Here is a 20217-nt window from a genome sequence, read left to right as displayed (position 1 = left end):
CATTGGGAAGAATAGAGTTCTGTTTATTATACCAACACATTTTTAAACCAATTATGACCATGAAGAATCTTAAAAACAAAACAGCACTGATCACAGGCGGAAGCAAAGGGATCGGATATGGGATAGCGGAAGCTTTGATCGCCCAAGGGATGAATGTAGCCATTACCAGCCGTTCCCAAAAAAGTGCAGATGATGCTGCTGCAGAATTGAATAAATCAGGCAAAGGGGAAGCCATAGGCATAAAAGCTGATGTAAGGGATTTTGACTCTCAGAAAAAAGCCGTGGAAAAAGTGATTAAAAAATGGGGCGGTTTGGATCTTTTAGTGGCTAATGCTGGTGTTGGATATTTTGCTTCGATTGAGGAAATGACGATCGAGCAGTGGAATGATACCATCGACACCAACCTGACCGGTGTTTTTTACAGCCTCAAAGCTGGACTCGATGGTTTGAAAGCTTCTAAAGGGTATTTTGTTTCTATCTCCTCTTTGGCAGGCACCAATTTCTTTGTCAACGGTTCTGCCTACAATGCGAGCAAATTTGGGGTGACAGGCTTTACCCAAGCAGCTATGCTTGATCTGAGACAACATGGTGTTCGTGCCACCACGATTATGCCGGGTTCGGTGGCTACTTATTTCAATAACCACGAACCAAGTGAAAAAGACGCATGGAAGATTCAGATCGAGGATTTAGGTCAAATGGTGGTAGATTTGATGCACATGAATCCAAGGACATTACCAAGTAAAATTGAAGTTAGACCGAGCATGCCAGCTTGATAATAAAATGGAGAAAAAGAGGATCACAACTCTTTTTCTTATGTTTTTTACTGATAGCATAAAGCAACAATTCAGAAGCAGGGGTTGAAAGTAGATTGATGCGACAAACTGAACCTTTATTTTCCCGGATTAAAAAATGTAGGATCTGTGAGTCATTTCTGCCATTGGGTCCCAATCCTGTTTTTATCGCAGATCCAGCTGCTAAAATCCTGATAGTAGGACAGGCACCCGGCACCAAAGTTCATGCTTCAGGTATTCCGTGGGATGACCAAAGTGGCAAAGAACTTCGTCGGTGGTTGGGAGTGGATCCGGTAGACTTTTATAATCCAAAACTTTTTGCGATTGTGCCGATGGGATTTTGTTATCCCGGCAAAGGGAAAGGTGGAGACCTTCCTCCGAGACCTGAATGCGCACCGATTTGGCATCAGCCGCTTTTGGCTGAGATGCCTCAAATCCGGCTTACTTTGCTGATTGGCAGTTACTCGCAAGCGTATTATCTTGGGAAATCAAAAAAGCAAAACCTCACTGAAACAGTCACGTCTTTTGAAGAATACCTTCCAACATATTTTCCCTTGGTCCATCCTTCTCCAAGGAATAAGATTTGGCAAAACAAAAACCCGTGGTTTGAGAGTGCAGTGGTGCCTGTTTTGAGAGAAAAAGTCCAAACTATTCTCCTCAAATGATGTCCATGAATGTGATAGAAACAGATCGACTTATCCTGAGAGAGTTAGATTTAAATGATTTCCGATTCATACTTGCTCTTCTGAACAGCCCTGGCTGGTTGCAATACATTGGTGACCGCGGCGTAAAAAATGAAAGGCAGGCAAGGGAATATCTTCTGAACGGCCCACTCAAAAATTATAAGGAATATGGTTTTGGGTTGTACATGGTGGAAGAGAAACTTTTAGGATTGCCAATAGGTATATGCGGTCTACTCAAAAGGGAAACTTTGGAACATCCTGATCTTGGATTTGCTTTTCTACCAGAATTTATGGGAAAGGGATTTGCTTTGAAGGCTGCAAAGGGAGTTTTGGAGCATACGAAAAGTAAGTTGAAGTTGGAAACAATTTTGGCTATTGTACTACCTAATAATAAATCGTCAATAAGGCTAGTAGAGAAATTAGGGTTTCAATACCAAAGGTCGATTCAGCTCAAAGAAGGGGAGGACTTGAATCTCTTTCAGGTTGATCTCTAAAATTAAATTCGGAGGCAAACTTCTCAAATCATCAGACCCAATGCCCCGAAAAAAGACCCAATTAAAGTACCAAATACCAATTCTTTCATACTGTGCCTTTCCATCTCCCACCTTGACCATGTCACTGCAAGTCCAAAAGCCAAAGTGATGAGTCCCGGAAGAAATCCAAACCCAAATATATTTACCACAATATAGAATGCAATTCCGGCATGCATGGAAGCTTTTATCCTGAGATTGACCAAGGCCATGGTCAGCACCATGGCAAAGAAAACAAGTGTTTGGAGTATAACTTCTCGAGGGAATTTCAAGGTCCAAAAAACCAACAGCAAAACCATAAACAGGCTGATGGCAAAAGGATAGAAACCCTTCCTTTGAATCCTGTCTGAGACATCAAAATTGGTATACTTCCCGCTTTTCATTTTCAGATAGTTGTTCCAAATGATCGGTACAGCTACCAAAAAAATCACAAGCAATGAGACCATAAGCGCCAATTCCCTCTCCAGATTGTGAAAGGACATGAATATGACGTAAGCATTCCCAAAAAGTAGGGGGTGCCCAATGACCGAAATTATCTTTGCGGTTTTCCTTCGCATGGGATTATTTATCAGATTGGTTGGATCAAGTCCCAAAGGTTGCCATACAAATCCGCAAATACGGCTACAGTCCCGTATGATTCTGTGCTCAATGGTCGTATGATTTTGATTTTTTGCTCAATCAGATTTTGGTAATCCCTTGCAATATCATCAGTGTACAAAAACAAAAACACCCTTCCACCACTTTGGTTGCCAATGGCTTTTGCCTGATTTTCATCAGCTGCTTTTGCCAAAAGAATTTCACATTGTCCATATTCATAGCCCGGAGGCGCGATCCTGACCCATCTTTTAGTATCTGACATGCGGGTGTCTTCCAATAACATGAAGCCGAGTTTATGGATATAAAAGGCGATGGCTTCATCATAATCTTTGACCACCAAGGCGAATTTTGCGATGAATTGTTTCATTATTTTTTCTATTGATCAATCTGGAGTAAGATGTGAGCTCGTAAATGTATTTGGCTTTCAATATTTCTCTATCAGGTATTTGGGAGTTATGCTTTTTGTTTATGGTTAATTTTTTGGGATAATCAAGTGGTCATTTTTTTGACCACTTATTTTTATTGAATTTTTGTAGCTATTGTCTTAGCTATCAATTCATAACCCAGATCTGACGGATGAATGCCATCTTCTGCATAAAATCCTGCGGCCGTATCAGACTCATAATTTTCAAAGGAAAGTTGCAGTATATTTTTTTCCAGCATTTTCAATTCTTTAGTCAAAATGCCTCTATGCCATCCTAAGAAAAACCGCATGCTCCGCGGAATTCCGGGAAACACCTGAACCGGAGGGATTAAGGGGATGATGATGTTTTTTACTCCTTTATCCCTTATCAAAAATAGAATGAAAGTTTCCATTTCTTTACTGAATCTTCTGGGGGGAGTAAATTTGAAGCAATCATTTGCACCTATAAGGATGATCGTTTTTGTAAAGGAAGTGGCAACTTCTACTTCAGATTTTTGAAATAGCCCAAAGAGTTCTTTAGCCCTCAGTCCATTTTTTCCCAAATTATGAATAGAATATTTCCCCTCAGAATGATTGAAAATCTGAGAGGCAAAAGTCGTGTCAGGGCTTGATGCGCCTACCCCAGCTGCGGTTGATTCTCCAATGATAAGGAGATGGTAATTAGGATCACGGCCTTCGATTTTCTGAAATTCACTTCTAGGAGGAAGCTTTACCATTGCCCCGATAAGTTTCTTTCCTCTAAAATAAAGGATTGGGAATACTGGAACCAAAAATATCATTTCGAAAAAATAAGACAATCTGTTGCGCATTTCTGAAAGTAATGGGTTGAAACAAAAACACCAAGCTTTGATTAGAAGCTTGGTGCAATATTGTCAATTGTGGAAAGATTATCCTCCGGTTTTTTTGGCTTTGTAGCCTTCCTGAACCAATATCTGAAGAACTTTATCACGGTGATCACCTTGGATCAGGATCTCCCCCTCTTTGGCACTTCCTCCGACGCCACATTTGCTTTTAAGCAGTTTGCCAAGTTCTTTGAGGTCATCATCGGTCCCGATAAATCCCTCTACCAAAGTCACCTGCTTGCCTCCGCGGGATTTTTTGTCCAGCATGACTTTGAGATTCTGTTTCGAAGAAGGTAGCGTTTCGGACTCTTTATCTCCTCCAAAGTTGAAAGTAAAATCGTTGCTGGTAGAATACACCACTCCGTCCCTTTTCTTCCAATCATTGTTATTCTTTTTAGACATTCTATTTTTTCGATTTCATGGTCCATACCGGCCTTTGGGCGGCATTGACCACATCTTCCGCAATACTGCCGCTCAACAGGTGAAGGAATCCTGTCCTTCCATGGGTAGCCATTGCGATCATATCAGCATTAACATCGTCTGCAAATTCCAAAATCCCTTCCTCCTCAGAGGTGCTATTGTATACCTGCATGGAAGTGGCTATGATTTCAAAATCTTCTACAAAGGATTTCATTTTTTCCATTGAAGTCCTCGTACTTTCAAACATTGACGGTGTATTGATTTTGACCAAATGAAGCTCAGCATCAATGGTAGATACCGCGGTCTTGAGTCTGTCAATTACCTCACCCGGCACCTCATTGAAATCACTTGCAAATATCACTTTATTGATACTGTCGATAGTGACTGGGCCTTTGATCGTAATTACAGGACAGATGGAATGTCGCACTACTTTTTCAGTATTGCTTCCGATGAGTACCTCCTCTATTCCTGATGAACCTTTGCTTCCCATGATTACTATGTCTGCTTTGGTTTCTAATATCTCCTTGGAAATGCCGGCATAAGGATTTCCAAAAACCATTTTGGTCTCAAATTTAAATTCTCCATCCTTGAATTCATCTTCTAGTGCAGCCAATTGCTTTTTTCTCTTTTCGATCAATTCGATCATGAAAATCTGGTTTGACTCCCCGCTAAACGCACCTACTTCCCCGATGGTGGAGAAACTTTGAGGCGATGGAAGTTCAATGACATGCAAGAGTCCTAATTTGTTTTTTGTCTTTCTTGCCAATTCTATGGCAAATTCAAAAGCATAATTAGCTTCTTTGGAAAAATCATAGGGAACGAGAATTGTTTTCATGGTATAGGGTGTTTATTTGATGCTGGAAAATACAAAAATTACCTTAATCCATTCAGAAAACTAACTATTTTATCTAAAAAAATAATATTCCAACCCCAAATGCAAGTACCCAAAGCAAAGTTGATATTGCCATTTTTTTCAGATAAGGATCAAGTTCTTTCGCTTCGGTTTTGGTAGCCACAGACTTGCCTACCTTGGCCATTATTGGAAATACAAGTAAGGCTGTCAAGCAACCATATGATTGGTTGAGAATTGCAAACAAGATTAAAGAGAAATTTCCTCCAAAAATCAAAAGCCAATTGTAAATCACTGCTTTATTTCTTCCAATCCGGACAGGAATGGACTTTTTGCCGGCGATCCTATCTGCCTTGATGTCGCGTATATTATTGATATTTAATACCGCAGAACTGAAGAATCCAAGGGAAACTGCAGGCAACAAGATACTCCAGTCAAAGTAAAGGGAATGGAGAAAAAAGGTGCCTATCACACCTAGCAATCCAAAAAACAGGAAAACAGAAATATCCCCCAATCCGGCATAACCATATGGTTTACTACCTGAAGTATAAGTTACGGCTGCGATGATTGCCGCAATACCCAAACCCAAAAACAACAAAAATATTTTCCAATCCTGAAGGGCAATATATAGGAGAACCAACCCCGAGATAAGTGATAAAGCTCCCAAAAAAATCATTGCTTTTTTCATTTCTTCCAAACTGACGATACCGGACTGAACTGCCCTGATTGGACCTTCCCGGTCTAAGGAGTCTGCGCCGTGGATGCTGTCTCCATAATCGTTGGCAAGGTTTGAAAGGATCTGGAGAAATACTGTGGTCAATGCAGCCATCAAAAATACCCAAAGACGAAATTCCTCTTTGTAGGCTGCCAAAAATGAACCCATTAAAATACTCGACAAAGCCAAGGGTAAAGTCCTCAATCGGATGGCATGCATCCAAGCTTGCTTTTTACTGGATAAGGTGACTTCCACTTTTATATTTTGGATCAAAACTAACAAAAAGACCTGTTCTCGGAATGAAAACAGGTCTTTTTGTAACAAATATTTATTTTATGCTGCAATGAGCTTTAGGATTTCTTCATCCATAGGTTTCACAGAAGAAGGGAAAAATTTCACCAATTCTCCTTTTTCATTGATGAAGTATTTGCAGAAATTCCAAGTTGGTTCTTTTTCATTCCATCCGTTCATGTCTTTGTCCGAAAGCCATCTGTAGAGTGGATCTTTGTCCGCACCTTTGACGGATACTTTGTCCATCATCCGGAAAGTGACTCCAAACTTGGAAGAGCAGAATTCTTTGATTTCCTCATTTGTTCCGGGTTCTTGACCGCCAAAGTTATTGGCTGGAAACCCAATAATGGTGACCTCATCTCCATGCTTTTCATGGAGTTTTTGTAAATCTTCATATTGTGGTGTATAGCCACATTTGGAAGCGACGTTGACTATCAGAAGTTTTTTTCCTTTGAACTGAGAGAAATCGACTTCCTCACCATTGATGTCTTTCATTTTAAAATCGTAAATGGATTTTTCCATAATCATTTGGTCTAAGGATACAATGGTGGAAGGGTCTTTCTTTTGGACACTGGATGTACAGGCAAAAGCGATAATAGCGAAGGCGATAAAGATTTTTTTCATATTACATTCTGTCTGGGACTTTGATTCCTAATAACTGCATGCCCTTGCGGATTGTTTTGGCGGTGATGGCTGATATTGCGATTCTGAAAGATTGAACCTTGAGATCATTTTCATGGAAGATCGACAATTCTGCGTAAAATCTATTGTATTCCTTAGCTAAGTCAAAAAGATACTGGGCTAATACGGAAGGAGAATATTCTTCACCTGCAGCTATGATTTTTTTCTCATACTCATTCAAAACCACGATCAAGTCTCTTTCCGCAGGCTCAAGTTTGTCCAATCCTTCAAATCCCGCACTGCTGTAATCTACTCCGATCTGATCTGCTTTTCGAAGAATGGAAGCAATCCGGGCGTGAGAATATTGGATAAAAGGGCCTGTATTTCCTTGGAATTCGATTGATTCTTGGGGATTGAAAAGCATTCTTTTCTTGGGATCGACTTTGAGTAAGAAATACTTCAAAGCGCCCATTCCCAATATTTCATAAAGTTCTGCAGCTTTTTCTGTGCTGAAGCCATCTATTTTGCCCAATTCTTTAGTATGGCTTTCGGCAGTTTCGATCATTTCCTGCATGAGGTCATCTGCATCGACGACGGTTCCTTCACGGGATTTCATCTTTCCGGTAGGCAAATCCACCATCCCGTAAGACAAATGATACAATCCATCTCCATAGGGACGACCCAATTTACGCATGATCTTGAACAACACATCAAAATGATAATCCTGCTCATTGCCGACGACATAGACGGATTTGTCAAAGTGGAAATCCTGGTATTTCAACTCGCAGGTTCCCATATCTTGCGTGATGTAGACCGAAGTGCCATCAGATCTTAAAACAAGTTTCTCGTCCAAACCTTCTGCCGACAAATCCACCCAAACTGAGCCATTTTCCTTTTTGAAGAAAACGCCCTTCTCCAGACCCTCATCTACAATATTTTTTCCTAAAAGGTAAGTGTCTGATTCGTAGTAAAACTTATCGAAATCGACTCCCATCTTTTTGTAAGTCCCATCAAATCCCTCATATACCCATCCGTTCATGGTTTTCCAAAGATCGACAACCTCTTTGTCTCCGGCCTCCCAAAGTCTTAGCATTTCCTGCGCTTCATGCATGAGAGGAGCGTTTTTCTTTGCCTGCTCTTCGGTTTGACCATCTGATAGGAGCTGCTGGATTTCTTTTTTGTAATCCTTGTCAAAAATCACGTAGTATTTTCCTGCCAAATGATCTCCCTTTAATCCACTTGATGTTGGGGTTTCTCCATTACCATGGTGTTTGTAAGCCACCATCGATTTGCAGATATGGATACCTCGGTCATTGACCAAATTGGCTTTGACTACTTCATAGCCGTTTGCCTTGAGGATTTCTGCAACTGCATACCCAAGGAAATTATTTCTCAAATGGCCAAGATGTAGCGGTTTGTTGGTATTGGGGCTGCTGTACTCGACCATAACCTTTTTGCCGTTTGCGGGAAGTTGGCCCAAAACAGGGTTGGTATATATTTTTGAAAAAATATCTAACCAAGATGTTTCCTTCACGGAGATATTCAGGAATCCTTTTACAATATTGAAATTGGAGACCACGCTGCAGTTTGCTACGAGATATTCCCCGATTTTGGTTCCGGAAGCCTCAGGATTGAGTTTGGTGATTTTCAAAAAAGGAAAAACCACAAAGGTAAAAGTCCCTTCAAATTCCTTTCGGGTAGGTTGTAGGGCAAGTTCTTCTATAGTAGCCTGATGTCCAAAAAGCTCTAAAAAGGCTTCTTGGATGCTGGCGGATATTTTCTGTTCTAAATTCATGAAATAGACATGAGACGTGAGACTTAAGACATGAGACTTGGCCCAAGACAGGGATTTTTATCTCTTTTCTCAGTTTTTAAATTTTTATACTTTCATTAACCAAATAACCATTAACCAAATAACCATTAACCAAATAACCATTAACCAAATAACCATTAACCAAATAACCATTAATCCTAAAAGTTATCCACCAATGACTTGGTAGTCGCTTCAAGGATGTCAAAGGCATTTTCTGCCATCAGGTTTTCGGAATCAAGGGTAGGGTTAACTTCGACGATTTCCCAACAGCAAACCCGCTTGTCTTTGATCAATTCAGCGTTGAGTTCTAGGGCCTCTTTAACGGTTAATCCGTTTGCAACGGGCGTTCCGGTTCCCATTGAGATCGAAGAATCCAAGCTGTCCACATCAAAGGAAATGTAAATCTGATCACAATCTGCAAGGATGCTTAATGCTTCTGCTGCTACTTTGCTGATGCCAAGTGCGCGGACGTCTTCTGTTGTAAAATTCTTGATACCCAATTTTTTGATTAGAAAATCTTCAGGTGCTTCAGTATCTCTTACGGAAATAAATACGATGTCTTCTGCTTTGATTTTTGGTGCATCACCACCTATTTTTTTTATTTTCTCCCAATACTGAACCGTTTCTTCAGCAGGTTGGTTGACTTCGCAGTCTCTGTTGTCGGTTTGAATGCACATTGCCAAAGGCATTCCGTGCATGTTTCCAGAAGGCGTGGTATACGGTGTGTGGAGGTCTGCATGTGCATCTATCCAGATCACACCAAGTCTTTTATCGGGATGTGCTGCTTTGATTCCCATGATAGTCCCCGCTGCGGTAGAATGGTCACCTGCAAGAACGATGGGGAATAATTTCTCTAACCTTAGGGATTCAACGGTGCTGTATACATTTTTCAAAACCTGGTAGACACCATCTATGTATTTGGCATGTGGATGCTTGTTTCCTTTCCAAAGAAAATTGTTGGCATCCGGGACATTGATCGGGTCAAATCTGGTAAAGAAATCCGAAGTTTTGTCCAAGCTTGCGATTTTGAGTGCATCGATGCCCAAACTCGCACCTCTCGTTCCGGCAGCAATTTCTGATCGAACCTCTACCAATTTTATATCTCTCATAAATGGGTTATCTGGGCTTCATTCAAATTATCCTTCAATCGAAGTGCCTCAAAAGTAGTCAAAAAAAGGCTGAAAAACCATTGGCAAGGATTCCTTTGAGAAAGTCTAATGCCCCCTGAATTTGGTCTTCTTGAAAGAAAAATTTTTGGATCAAAGGGATTTGATGTTAATTCAAAATTTCTGCTTTATTTCGGAAAAATGATTTTAAAGATTGAAACATCAAGGTTTGTTAATGAAGATCAAAAATAAAATCGGGTGGAAGACAGCCGCTGCCTTGGTCATCGCCAATATGATCGGCACCGGGGTTTTTACAAGTCTGGGGTTTCAGCTTTTAGAAGTGCAAAATACCTGGTCCATTATTTTCCTCTGGACTATTGGTGGAATCATGGCTTTGATCGGAGCTTTGGTTTTTGCCGAACTTGGGACTCACTTCAAAAGATCCGGAGGGGATTACATTTTCCTTTCAGAAAATATCCATCCATCTGTGGGGTATCTGTATGCTTGGGTTTCTTTGGCAGTTGGATTTTCTGCACCGATTGCCATTGCAGCCATGGCTGTCAACCACTATCTAAAACCTGTTCTTGGCGGATTCGAACCGAATGTTGGTGCAATCCTGATTTTGCTGGTGACAATTGCCCATTCCTTGACGGTGAAGCAGAGTGCCTATGTCCAAAACCTGTTGACTATCATCAAGTTGTTATTTGTTTTTGGATTTATTGGGATAGGTTTATCTTTTATGCCTGCCGCCGATTTTCAAAGTTTCGACTTTTCAGATGGATGGAAAAATGAAATTTTGATTCCCGGATTTTCAGTTTCATTGGTGTTTGTATTTTACGCCTATACAGGGTGGAATTCTGCAGCCTATATTGTAGAAGAGATTGATCAACCACGCAAAAATCTACCAAAAGCATTGATCTTAGCTACATTGCTCGTGATGGCTTGCTACATTTTATTGCAGCTTGTATTTATCAAACATGCCTCCGTAGAACAATTGGCCGGAAAAGTCGAAATTGCTACGATAGTTGCGCAAAATCTCTTTGGACAAACCGGCGTCTATTGGGTCAGTTTTTTCATAGCCATCCAATTGATAGCCACTATTAGTGGATATACCTGGGTTGGTCCAAGGGTGACCCATTCTATGGCAAAAGATTTTAAATTATGGTTTCCCCTCTCCAAAGAAAACGCACATGGGATCCCTGTCAGGGCCATTTGGCTCAATTCTGCCATAGCCCTGCTTCTGATGCTGACCGGATCTTTTGAAAAAGTGTTGATCTATGCCGGATTTGTCTTACAGCTGATGGGAACCATTACTATTTTTTCATCACTCCTTCTCAAAAATCAAACAGGATTTAAAACCCCATTCAAACCATACCTTCAGGTGATTTATCTTTTGTTCAGTACACTTGTGTTGTTATATATCCTGTATGACAAGCCAATCGAAAGTCTTGCAGGAATGTCCATTATCGGCTTGGGTTTGGTTCTTTATTTTTTTGATAAAAAAATCAATTAAGCAGGAAACAGAATATTGGTTGCCTGTAAAAATACTCTTCAATATAATTTTTGTCAGAGGCTGAAATGTCCGGCACATCCCTTCCCTCCGAGAGGCGGAGGTGTTCCGACTTCCTTCTTGCAGGTAGATAATTATTGGGTTACCGGCAAAGTAGCGGATAACCATATACTAGGAATACCATCCAAAAGAAAGGCTTTTGGTATTGGGGATATTTTTTATAGTTTTTGGATTCTTTCTTTTTAATTCGAAAACCGGCCAAAACAGCATGATTTCTTCCAAACTACCAGATGTAGGGACGACCATCTTTACAGTGATGTCCAAACTGGCAACTGATTGCAATGCCATCAACTTGGCCCAAGGTTTTCCTGGGTTTGATTGCTTTCCTTACCTCCATGACCTGGTGACCAAGTATGTGAGCGAGGGCTATAACCAATATGCGCCAATGAGCGGTGTGCCGATCTTCAAACAAAGGATAGCCGAAAAAACCAAACTCGTCTACGGAGTGGATTTCAATGCAGAATCTGAAGTTACGGTTGTGTCCGGAGCGACTGAAGCAATTTTTGCAGCGGTGACCGCCGTGGTAAGACCTGGGGATGAGGTGATTTTGCTCGAGCCAAATTATGACAGCTATGAACCGGCAGTGATTTTGAATGGAGGGGTTCCTGTCTACGTTTCCCTCAAACTGCAGGATTTTTCGGTGGATTGGGACAAAGTGAAATCCGCCATCACAGACAAGACCCGTCTGATCATGGTCAATACGCCCCATAATCCCTGCGGCTATGTCTGGACACAAGAGGATTTGGATACATTGGCGGAATTGATTCAGGACAGGGAGATCTATATCGTCAGTGACGAAGTGTACGAGCACATTACTTTTGATGGGAGGAAGCACCTACCCATGTTTAGCCATCCAGTGCTAAAGGAAAGGACATTTGTCTGTGGTTCTTTTGGAAAGACTTTCCATATCACAGGTTGGAAGATTGGTTATTGCCTCGCACCCGAAAAACTCAGTGCCGAATTCCGGAAAATCCATCAATTCCTGACTTTTAGCACGGCTACTCCACTGCAATATGCATTGGCAGACTTTATGGTAGAGTCATCGAGGTATCTTCACCTCAATGACTTTTACCAACATAAAAGAGACTTGTTTTGCAATGGATTAAAAGATACTCCTTTTGAATTTACCCCTGCGCAGGGAAGTTTCTTCCAATTGGTATCTTATGGACACTTATCAAAGGAATCCGATTACGACCTAGCCATCAGGATGACCAAAGAAATCGGGGTGGCGTGTATTCCAGTGTCAGTTTTTTACCATGACAAAACAGACCACAAATTACTTCGGTTCTGTTTTGCCAAAGACGATGATATCCTAGAAAAAGCTTTAAAATTACTGCAGCAGCCTTTCCTTTAAAATACCTAGTGATCGGAGCTCTCTGAATTTGACATGTAAAAAAAGATAATTTGTCTTTTATCCCTATTCAAGTTTGGTAAAAAGAATCACAATGCTGTGTGACTTGACATCATACGTTTGATGGGGATAATTACCGGCTTCAGACCATAGGCAAATATCACATGGTTCATCCAGACTTGTGTCTAGCCATATTTTCCATGTTATTTTCCTTTCATCAAGTGATTTGGGTATTTCAAATTTCAAGTTCTGGTGATAGGCATTGATCAAAAAATGCATGGCCATTTTTTTATTTAGAGACAAAATGGTCATGGCGATACTAAGTGAAGATGGGGACCAGTCAGGTTGGTTGAGTTTGACACCATGCCAATATATTTTAGATTGTGCCAATAATTCCTTGAGCGACAAGTTGAAGGTGGCCTGTGCAGTTTCTCTTTTCAACCTCTTCTTGATCAGGATTTTGACAAACCTGAATATTTCAGCATTTTTTTCGACCAAGTCCCAATCAAACCAAGTGAGTTCGTTGTCCTGACAATAGGCGTTGTTATTGCCTTTTTGGGTATGGAGAACTTCATCACCCATCAAAATCATTGGAGCGCCCAAAGAGAGAAGGGTAACGGTAAAGAAATTTTTGACCTGCCGTTTGCGAATGGACAATACTTCAGGATCCTCCGTAGGTCCCTCCACTCCACAGTTCCAGCTCAGGTTATCATTGTGGCCATCTCGGTTATTTTCTCCATTGGCCATGTTGTGCTTAATGTTGTAAGAAACAAGGTCGTATAGGGTGAATCCGTCATGGCAGGTGACAAAATTGATACTTTGCTCAGATTCTCTATCCTTGGACTCATAGATGTCAGGGCTGCCGATAAGGCGGGTTACAAAAGCACCTACTTTGCCTTTATCTCCCCTCAAAAAGCTACGGGTATCATCTCTGAAACGGCCATTCCATTCTTTCCAACTGTCACCCGTAAAATTGCCCACCTGATAAAGGCCACTCGCATCCCACGCTTCAGCGATCAATTTGCTCCCTGCAAGAATCGGATCTGATTCGATATCCCAAAGTATTGGTGCATTTTCGATGGGATTTCCTTTTTCATCCCTTGAAAGGATAGAAGCCAAGTCAAATCTGAAACCATCTACATGCATGTCCCTTACCCAAAAGTGGAGACTTGAAATAATCATCTTGCGGACAATGGCCTGATTGGCATTGAGGGTATTACCGGTGCCTGAAAAATTCTTGTATTTGGCCTTATCTTGATCCAGGATGTAATAGATACTGTTGTCGATTCCCCTGAAGGTATAAGTCGGCCCATCTTCGTGATTTTCGGAAGTATGGTTGAAAACCACATCCATAATGACCTCCAATCCGGCTTTGTGCAAGGCTTTGACCATGTCTCTGAATTCATCCAATACTTTCAGGGGATTATCTCTGTCGGTACTATATCCCTGATGTGGTGCAAAAAATGAAATGGGACTGTAACCCCAATAGTTGATTTTTCCATCAGGAGCATCCTGCACATCGAATTGGAAAACCGGTAGCAACTCAACTGCCGTTATTCCAAGCTCTACGAGGTAGGGGATTTTTTCTATCAAACCTGCAAATGTTCCCCTTTTGCTTTCCTCGACTCCGGAATTTGGATTTTTTGTAAATCCCCCCACATGCAATTCGTAAATAACAGTTCTTGAAAATGGGATTCTGGGATGGAAATCACCTTCCCAATCATACAAACTAAGGTCAACTATCACACTTTTTGGACTATTTCCATCTGCTATCCCAAATTTGCTTAGCGCTCTTCGATGATATTTGTTTGGTATTGAAACAGCTTTGGAATAGGGGTCAAGTAAAATTTTGGAAGAATCAAAACGGTGACCATTTTCCGGCGCAAAATTGCCGTGAATTCTATACCCATACAATTGTCCAAGTTTTACTTTATATATGAAAATGTGCCAATAATAATAAGTCTTATTGATAGAAGGTTCTAATCGAAAAGTGTGGCTTGGCTCGACATCATCTGCATTTTCAAAAAAAAGCAGTTCAACCCAAATGGCATTCTTTGAAAAAATACAAAAATTGACACCTTGCGAAGAAAAGTTCGGCCCAACAGGAAAACTGTGGCCTACGGCTGTTTCATAGCGATCCTTGATCGTAAACATAGAGGTAATATGATGAAGTTTGGGGAACTAGCATTGAAATTACGCAAGGTTTTTTTAGGAAAACAAATATTCGGACACGGCTGTTTAATTTATTCAAATCTTCAAATTTTCAAACCCAACTTAAAATCACTCTTTTTTCGAGGTGAAATGAAAATTTGGTATTCTTAAATTCAGAAAACCTTCAATAAAAAAATTGAGAACCTAAGCAGTTATTTTAATACCATATCAAACGTATAGGACATATATAATAATCAAAACATTTATTATTCATTGGAAACATCAAAGTTTTTCCTTCCCCTTCAGCCTTCCTGAATATCGATTGCTATGGCTTGGTCAATGACAAGGTAGGGTTCAGGGTTGATGATGGTCTGTCATTTTTATTATAGTCTAGATACCTCACTGATACCCAATATTACGAGCGATGCCTGCCGGGTGAGGGTAATGCCGGACACTATGCCGCTGTACTTGGTGATCCAAGAACATTCGGTTTTACTCTGAGATACAACCTTGCAAATTGATGAATTATAGCTGCCCCCAAGGAATTACTTTTGAGGCATCTATCTAATTTTTATTTAATCTCTATATACCCTACAAAATATATAGGATTAATTGGATTGTAAATATTTTGACCCTATTTTTGACCCTTGCCAACCAAATAAAACAACCCAAACATGGAAAAAGTAATGTTGAGACTTAGAGAAGAACCTTTTTGGTTAGGCTTTTTTGCTTTGAGTCTTGTGTTAGTGGTATTGATTGCTTTCCGGGCATTTTCAGGCATCGTGACAGGTGCGGATCTTGACCTAGAGATGTTTGGTTGGTTTTTGTTGGTGGGTTTTGTGGCCCAGTCCATAGACGGTGCCTTGGGAATGGCATATGGTGTAAGTTCAAATTCTATCCTTCTTGGTATAGGAATTCCTCCTGCTATGGCAAGTGCTTGGGTACATTTTGCACAGGTCTTCACGAGTTTGGCTTCGGGGGTATCACATTGGAAATTGGGTAATGTCAAATGGGATCTTGCAAAAAGGCTGATGATTCCCGGCGTTTTAGGTGCGATAGCCGGTGCTTATTTTTTATCCAATATTGATGGAAATACCATCAAGCCATTTATTGCATTATACCTTCTGGTGATGGGATTTATCATCATGTCGAAAGTCTTCAAGAAAAAGAAAAAAGAATTTGACGCTAATGGAAAAAGTCTTCCTTACCTGGCGGGTGTGGGTGGTTTTGCTGATGCAATCGGTGGTGGGGGATGGGGGCCTATTGTCAATTCAACTTTGTTGGGGAAAGGACAGGTACCAAGATTTGCCATTGGAACCGGTAACTTTGTGGAGATTTTTGTTTCCTTGGCAAGTGCAAGCACATTTTTACTTTTTGTCAAAGAGTTGAGTCTCGCGCCGGTTTTAGGATTGATTTTGGGAGGAGTGATTGCTGCACCATTTGCAGCCATCATTTGTAAAAAACTAAATCCTAAGATATTACTGTTTATGGTTGGTTTATTGATAATCGGCCTCAGCATCAGGACCTTTTATTTGTCATTGTCTTAGATTATTAGGTCTGATTTTTTGATTTAGTGAAAACTATGGTTTTTTTGTAATTTGGAAGTAAAAATCAAAGGAATGCTATCAAAAAGAGCCAAATATGCCATAAAGACCATTTTGTACCTTTATGAACACCAAAGCCCCACTCCCATATCCGCCAAAACTATTTCTGAAAAAGAAAGGATTCCCTATAAATTTTTAGAGAACATCCTTCGTGAACTCAAGACCCATCAAGTGGTCAGAAGCGTGCGTGGAGCGGAAGGTGGATATACTTTGGCAAAAGATCCCAATGATATTACGGTTGCGCACCTGATGCGGATTATTGACGGACCGATCGCCTTGATTCCCTGTGTATCTGAGCGGTATTATGAATCCTGCGGAGAATGTGAAAATGAAGAAACCTGCCGCATCCGTAAACTTTTTGCTGAACTCCGAACCGAAATGCTACCCGTGCTCGAAAAATCCATCATCCATTTAGCCGGATTATAGCAGATAAACCTAGGTTCCTTTTAATACTCAAATGAGAATAAATAGAAGAGAAATTTTTTTGATAATTACCCTATAAAAATGATAGGGTAATTAGGATAATTAAAATCAGCCTTTTATATTTGAAGCATGGTTTTTGAAAAAACCTTGTCAAACAAAAAATTCTTTATTCTATGGCTTCTCAAATCACTTCTCAACAAGCTCCAGTTCAGGAATCATTCTCTTTCCAAACTGTTTCCAAAAGATCCGAAATACTTTCCAATCCGGTAAATGTTGTTGACATGATTATGGCTTGCGAAATGGTTGAGTTGACAGGACAGGGTTCCTTTAATTTCCCAAATTATCCGGAAGCAAACAAAAATTTTCAAGTGCTATATTTTAAATTGACTTCTGATTTCGAAAACCTCAAAGGTTTATTCAACGGTCTGATCAGCATCGGGCAGCCCCAGGGTGTGATCCTTGAATTCCAAAAAGAATTGAATACCTACACCTTGAAATTTTATTCTTCTAATGAAATCGCTGCAGCAGGATATTTTTCTAAAATTACCAAGGTTATTTCTGAAGAAATCAGATTTAAAAAGATCCTCAAAAAAATAATCGAAAACCAAAAAGCATTTGAAGCAGAAGGCCAATTGCTTCGAAACGAGATATTCGCATAACAGTTATCTCTATATTAAATTTATTGTTAAGGGGAAAATCCAACTGGATTTTCCCCTTTTTTCATTTGATATGCCAATATTAAAAGCAAATTTTGCAGCGCGTTTTCAACTTTAACTTTCCCATTTGAAATGAATAAATACAACGATCTGATCCAGCAGACTTTTGACTTTCCTACCAAGGAATTTAAAGTAGAGAACAATGAGTTGCACTTCAATGGTGTCAACCTCATGGAGATCATAAAAACCTACGGTACGCCTTTAAAGCTTACTTATCTTCCCAAAATCTCTGAGAATATCCAAAATGCAAAAACCTATTTTGGAAATGCCATCGAAAAGCATGATTACAAAGGGAAGTACACTTATTGCTATTGTACCAAATCTTCGCATTTCAGCTTTGTGTTGAATGAGGCTTTGAAAAACGACATCCATATTGAGACTTCTTCCACCTTTGACATTCCATTAGTCAGGAATCTGTATGCGCAGGGATTGATTACCAAGCAGACTTTTATCGTTTGCAATGGATTTAAAAGACAACTCTACAAACAATACATCACCGAATTGCTCAATGACGGTTTTGTCAATTGTATTCCTATTTTGGACAATCTTGGTGAGATCGATTATTACCTTGAGCATGTCAAAGTTCCTTTTCAAGTAGGGATCAGGATCGCAGCAGATGAGGAACCGAAGTTTGGATTTTATACCTCACGGTTAGGTGTGAGATACAATGACATCATTAAACTATACGAAGAGAAAATCAAGGATAATCCAAATGTAAGCTTGAAGATGCTCCACTTTTTCCTCAACTCAGGAATTAAAGACACGGCTTACTATTGGTCTGAACTGACCCGCTTTATCCAAAAATATGTGGATTTGAAAAAAGTGGCTCCTTCCCTTGACACCATGGATATCGGTGGAGGTTGGCCGATTAAGACCAATGTCTTTTTTGACTATGACTACCAATACATGGCTGAGCAGATTGTCAAAAACATCAAATGGATGTGTGACAAAAACCATACGGACGAACCACATATTTTTACCGAATTCGGAAGCTATACTGTCGGTGAAAGCGGTGCTGTGCTCTATTCGATCTTGGATGAAAAACTCCAAAATGACAAAGAACTTTGGTATATGATCGATGGGAGCTTTATCACGCAGCTGCCTGACAGTTGGGGATTGAATCAAAAGTACATCATGCTCGCAGTCAATAATTGGGATGAGGAATACCACAACATTTCCCTTGGCGGGTTGACTTGCGACAGCATGGATTACTATAACTCTGAGGCGCATCAGTACAATATTTACCTGCCCAAAATCGAGGAAGGTAAAAAGCAATATATCGGGTTCTTCCATACCGGGGCTTACCAAGAATCTCTCGGTGGTTATGGCGGGATCCAGCATTGTCTAATCCCGGCTCCGAAACATGTGATTATCGACAGAGAGACTAATGGTAGTATCAATCATTGGCTTTTTTCACCAGAACAGACGAGTGATAGTATGATGAAGATACTTGGGTATAAACAATAAAAAAAAGGGGTGGTTTACAGAAGACCATTCCTTTTTTTTAAATGTACTTCGGTATTCCCTGCCTACTGACAGGCGTCCCGACTGAAGAAGAATATTGGGGGATTGGCAAAAAATCGTATATCCCTTTAGTTTTCAACCCTCTGCGTGATCGACTTTTTCGCCATTGATGGTCATGTAACTTCCCATACAATCTGCCGTCATGCAGCTGTGGATAGGTAAAATTCCAAGAAGGTCTCCCACTTTTACCCGGTATAATAGTTCATCCGAAGCCTTGATGATGCCGTGCTCTTGCGAAATGCTTTTCAAAAATGAGCGCTGTGAAGGAATTGTCCAGCCATTTTCGGTCAGGTAGACTACCTCGCCAAAATTCTTTCCCCCATCAGGTTCAGCAAGGACATCCTTTGCAAGATGGACACCGCCGCCGTGAATAAGGATTTCTTTTCTTTCTTTTTTGATATCCACCACCGGAACGACAAGTGCTACTGCCACATCTTCCCTTTTGCAGCTTCCCAATGCGACCTGCATCATATCATAAAATACAAAATTGCCGGGTCCAAGCTCGTCAATATCCCCAAAATCCTCGATCACAGAACAGCCCGGAGTATCTCCGGTGCGGGTCACAAGTCCGGGGTATTCGGACCGGTATTTACTTTTCAGCATGCTTAGGGCAGCCCTGGTTTGCTCATAGATTTTGGGAATGTCTTTTTCATAATAAGAGTGCCCGGCATGCAGGTAAAACCCCTTAAATTTGAGTTTGTCTGTACTTTTGGCAATCCTCATGATAGCTTCCATCAGTCCAAAGTCTGAAACTTCCACACCTGTCCGTCCATAGCCAGCATCGATTTCGATAAAAAAGCCAACCGGGTTTTCAAGCTCTTTCGCGAGTTTTTCTGTCACAGCTTCATTGATAAGCTGAACAGACAAAGACTGAGTTTTTGCGAGCTCACTCAGGTTTTTGGTTTCAAGGGGATTAAAAGGAAATGCGATATGGATATTATCCCATCCCTGTCTGCAAAAGTAAGCTGCCATCTTGATGGAAGAAACGGTGATTTCTCTGATACCATATTCCATTGCCCATTTTCCCACAAGATGGGATTGTGGAGTTTTGAAGTGGGGAACGAGCTTCTTTCCATGCCTTTTAGCTTTATCAGCCATTACTTGAAGATTGTGGTGGCAGATTTTTTCATCAAGCAAAAGAATAGGAGAGGTAATTTCAGAGATTACAGACATGGGAAAGGATATTAGTATTTGA

The 20217-nt window shown here is 40.5% G+C and carries 20 protein-coding genes; 9 read left to right on the top strand and 11 right to left on the bottom strand.

Annotation, left to right across the window (positions count from 1 at the left end; all coding sequences use genetic code 11):
• Nucleotides 1–59: 59 nt before the first annotated feature.
• The 3 genes from M3O96_RS13910 (at nt 60) to M3O96_RS13900 (ending at nt 1968) form a co-directional block, all read left to right on the top strand.
• The gene (locus M3O96_RS13910) at nt 60–773 is read left to right on the top strand and encodes an SDR family oxidoreductase (protein ID WP_249721403.1); all 714 of its coding nucleotides are present in this window, start codon (nt 60–62) and stop codon (nt 771–773) included.
• Nucleotides 774–871: 98 nt separating this feature from the next.
• Entirely contained in the window at nt 872–1456 is a 585-nt protein-coding gene (locus M3O96_RS13905; RefSeq protein ID WP_249721401.1) for a uracil-DNA glycosylase family protein, read from the top strand.
• Nucleotides 1457–1461: 5 nt separating this feature from the next.
• The gene (locus tag M3O96_RS13900; RefSeq protein ID WP_249721400.1) at nt 1462–1968 is read left to right on the top strand and encodes a GNAT family N-acetyltransferase; all 507 of its coding nucleotides are present in this window, start codon (nt 1462–1464) and stop codon (nt 1966–1968) included.
• Between the two features lie 23 nt (nt 1969–1991).
• Here M3O96_RS13900 and M3O96_RS13895 read toward each other — a convergent pair whose 3' ends face one another.
• The 9 genes from M3O96_RS13895 to rocF form a co-directional block, all read right to left on the bottom strand.
• Entirely contained in the window at nt 1992–2561 is a 570-nt protein-coding gene (locus tag M3O96_RS13895) for a hypothetical protein (RefSeq protein WP_249721399.1), read from the bottom strand.
• An 11-nt stretch (nt 2562–2572) separates the two neighbouring features.
• The gene (locus tag M3O96_RS13890) at nt 2573–2968 is read right to left on the bottom strand and encodes a VOC family protein (RefSeq protein WP_249721397.1); all 396 of its coding nucleotides are present in this window, start codon (nt 2966–2968) and stop codon (nt 2573–2575) included.
• Between the two features lie 152 nt (nt 2969–3120).
• On the bottom strand, nt 3121–3834 hold the full coding sequence (locus M3O96_RS13885) for an SGNH/GDSL hydrolase family protein (protein ID WP_249721396.1): 714 nt from the start codon (nt 3832–3834) through the stop codon (nt 3121–3123).
• 78 nt (nt 3835–3912) lie between these two features.
• Entirely contained in the window at nt 3913–4269 is a 357-nt protein-coding gene (locus M3O96_RS13880) for a translation initiation factor (protein ID WP_249721394.1), read from the bottom strand.
• A gap of 1 nt (nt 4270) precedes the next feature.
• Entirely contained in the window at nt 4271–5122 is an 852-nt protein-coding gene (locus M3O96_RS13875; protein WP_249721391.1) for a universal stress protein, read from the bottom strand.
• Between the two features lie 73 nt (nt 5123–5195).
• A complete protein-coding gene (locus tag M3O96_RS13870; RefSeq protein WP_249721390.1) occupies nt 5196–6107 on the bottom strand; it encodes a 1,4-dihydroxy-2-naphthoate polyprenyltransferase in 912 nt (303 codons plus the stop codon).
• Between the two features lie 78 nt (nt 6108–6185).
• Nucleotides 6186–6767: a glutathione peroxidase gene (locus M3O96_RS13865; RefSeq protein ID WP_249721389.1), complete on the bottom strand. Its 582-nt coding sequence runs from the start codon at nt 6765–6767 to the stop codon at nt 6186–6188.
• A gap of 1 nt (nt 6768) precedes the next feature.
• Nucleotides 6769–8559: an arginine--tRNA ligase gene (gene argS, locus M3O96_RS13860; protein WP_249721386.1), complete on the bottom strand. Its 1791-nt coding sequence runs from the start codon at nt 8557–8559 to the stop codon at nt 6769–6771.
• A 176-nt stretch (nt 8560–8735) separates the two neighbouring features.
• Complete coding sequence (rocF, locus tag M3O96_RS13855; RefSeq protein WP_249721385.1) at nt 8736–9686, bottom strand: arginase; 951 nt, start codon at nt 9684–9686, stop codon at nt 8736–8738.
• 232 nt (nt 9687–9918) lie between these two features.
• Here rocF and M3O96_RS13850 point away from each other — a divergent pair, with 232 nt between their 5' ends.
• Entirely contained in the window at nt 9919–11196 is a 1278-nt protein-coding gene (locus tag M3O96_RS13850) for an APC family permease (protein WP_249721382.1), read from the top strand.
• 265 nt (nt 11197–11461) lie between these two features.
• Nucleotides 11462–12607, top strand: a complete 1146-nt coding sequence (locus M3O96_RS13845; protein ID WP_249721378.1) for a methionine aminotransferase — start codon at nt 11462–11464, stop codon at nt 12605–12607.
• Nucleotides 12608–12670: 63 nt separating this feature from the next.
• On the opposite strand, the gene glgX is transcribed toward M3O96_RS13845, so the two are convergent.
• Nucleotides 12671–14758, bottom strand: coding sequence for a glycogen debranching protein GlgX (gene glgX, locus M3O96_RS13840; RefSeq protein WP_249721373.1), 2088 nt, complete (start codon nt 14756–14758; stop codon nt 12671–12673).
• A 671-nt stretch (nt 14759–15429) separates the two neighbouring features.
• On the opposite strand from glgX, the gene M3O96_RS13835 reads away from it, so the two are divergent.
• From M3O96_RS13835 to M3O96_RS13820, 4 genes are all read left to right on the top strand, one after another.
• Nucleotides 15430–16302 carry a sulfite exporter TauE/SafE family protein gene (locus M3O96_RS13835; RefSeq protein ID WP_249721370.1) on the top strand — a complete coding sequence of 291 codons (873 nt, stop codon included), beginning with the start codon at nt 15430–15432 and terminating at the stop codon, nt 16300–16302.
• Nucleotides 16303–16374: 72 nt separating this feature from the next.
• On the top strand, nt 16375–16785 hold the full coding sequence (locus M3O96_RS13830) for an RrF2 family transcriptional regulator (RefSeq protein WP_249721367.1): 411 nt from the start codon (nt 16375–16377) through the stop codon (nt 16783–16785).
• Nucleotides 16786–16955: 170 nt separating this feature from the next.
• Nucleotides 16956–17441, top strand: a complete 486-nt coding sequence (locus tag M3O96_RS13825; RefSeq protein WP_249721364.1) for a hypothetical protein — start codon at nt 16956–16958, stop codon at nt 17439–17441.
• Nucleotides 17442–17570: 129 nt separating this feature from the next.
• On the top strand, nt 17571–18965 hold the full coding sequence (locus M3O96_RS13820) for an arginine decarboxylase (protein WP_249721361.1): 1395 nt from the start codon (nt 17571–17573) through the stop codon (nt 18963–18965).
• A gap of 132 nt (nt 18966–19097) precedes the next feature.
• On the opposite strand, the gene M3O96_RS13815 is transcribed toward M3O96_RS13820, so the two are convergent.
• Nucleotides 19098–20195 (bottom strand): alanine racemase, encoded by a 1098-nt coding sequence (locus tag M3O96_RS13815; RefSeq protein WP_249721357.1) that lies wholly within the window; start codon nt 20193–20195, stop codon nt 19098–19100.
• Nucleotides 20196–20217 lie beyond the last annotated feature (22 nt).

Source organism: Aquiflexum sp. TKW24L (genome assembly GCF_023502205.1).
Lineage (GTDB): Bacteria > Bacteroidota > Bacteroidia > Cytophagales > Cyclobacteriaceae > Cognataquiflexum.
Note: the sequence above shows the minus strand (reverse complement) of the source record. Positions and strands in the feature narration are given on the sequence as shown.

What these genes read in the sequence shown, in the direction of transcription:
- M3O96_RS13910 (WP_249721403.1), top strand. Translation starts at nt 60, where the DNA reads ATGAAGAATCTTAAAAACAAAACAGCACTGATCACAGGCGGAAGCAAA.
- M3O96_RS13905 (WP_249721401.1), top strand. Translation starts at nt 872, where the DNA reads ATGCGACAAACTGAACCTTTATTTTCCCGGATTAAAAAATGTAGGATC.
- M3O96_RS13900 (WP_249721400.1), top strand. Translation starts at nt 1,462, where the DNA reads ATGAATGTGATAGAAACAGATCGACTTATCCTGAGAGAGTTAGATTTA.
- M3O96_RS13895 (WP_249721399.1), bottom strand. Translation starts at nt 2,561, where the DNA reads ATGCGAAGGAAAACCGCAAAGATAATTTCGGTCATTGGGCACCCCCTA.
- M3O96_RS13890 (WP_249721397.1), bottom strand. Translation starts at nt 2,968, where the DNA reads ATGAAACAATTCATCGCAAAATTCGCCTTGGTGGTCAAAGATTATGAT.
- M3O96_RS13885 (WP_249721396.1), bottom strand. Translation starts at nt 3,834, where the DNA reads ATGCGCAACAGATTGTCTTATTTTTTCGAAATGATATTTTTGGTTCCA.
- M3O96_RS13880 (WP_249721394.1), bottom strand. Translation starts at nt 4,269, where the DNA reads ATGTCTAAAAAGAATAACAATGATTGGAAGAAAAGGGACGGAGTGGTG.
- M3O96_RS13875 (WP_249721391.1), bottom strand. Translation starts at nt 5,122, where the DNA reads ATGAAAACAATTCTCGTTCCCTATGATTTTTCCAAAGAAGCTAATTAT.
- M3O96_RS13865 (WP_249721389.1), bottom strand. Translation starts at nt 6,767, where the DNA reads ATGAAAAAAATCTTTATCGCCTTCGCTATTATCGCTTTTGCCTGTACA.
- argS (WP_249721386.1), bottom strand. Translation starts at nt 8,559, where the DNA reads ATGAATTTAGAACAGAAAATATCCGCCAGCATCCAAGAAGCCTTTTTA.
- rocF (WP_249721385.1), bottom strand. Translation starts at nt 9,686, where the DNA reads ATGAGAGATATAAAATTGGTAGAGGTTCGATCAGAAATTGCTGCCGGA.
- M3O96_RS13850 (WP_249721382.1), top strand. Translation starts at nt 9,919, where the DNA reads ATGAAGATCAAAAATAAAATCGGGTGGAAGACAGCCGCTGCCTTGGTC.
- M3O96_RS13845 (WP_249721378.1), top strand. Translation starts at nt 11,462, where the DNA reads ATGATTTCTTCCAAACTACCAGATGTAGGGACGACCATCTTTACAGTG.
- glgX (WP_249721373.1), bottom strand. Translation starts at nt 14,758, where the DNA reads ATGTTTACGATCAAGGATCGCTATGAAACAGCCGTAGGCCACAGTTTT.
- M3O96_RS13835 (WP_249721370.1), top strand. Translation starts at nt 15,430, where the DNA reads ATGGAAAAAGTAATGTTGAGACTTAGAGAAGAACCTTTTTGGTTAGGC.
- M3O96_RS13830 (WP_249721367.1), top strand. Translation starts at nt 16,375, where the DNA reads ATGCTATCAAAAAGAGCCAAATATGCCATAAAGACCATTTTGTACCTT.
- M3O96_RS13825 (WP_249721364.1), top strand. Translation starts at nt 16,956, where the DNA reads ATGGCTTCTCAAATCACTTCTCAACAAGCTCCAGTTCAGGAATCATTC.
- M3O96_RS13820 (WP_249721361.1), top strand. Translation starts at nt 17,571, where the DNA reads ATGAATAAATACAACGATCTGATCCAGCAGACTTTTGACTTTCCTACC.
- M3O96_RS13815 (WP_249721357.1), bottom strand. Translation starts at nt 20,195, where the DNA reads ATGTCTGTAATCTCTGAAATTACCTCTCCTATTCTTTTGCTTGATGAA.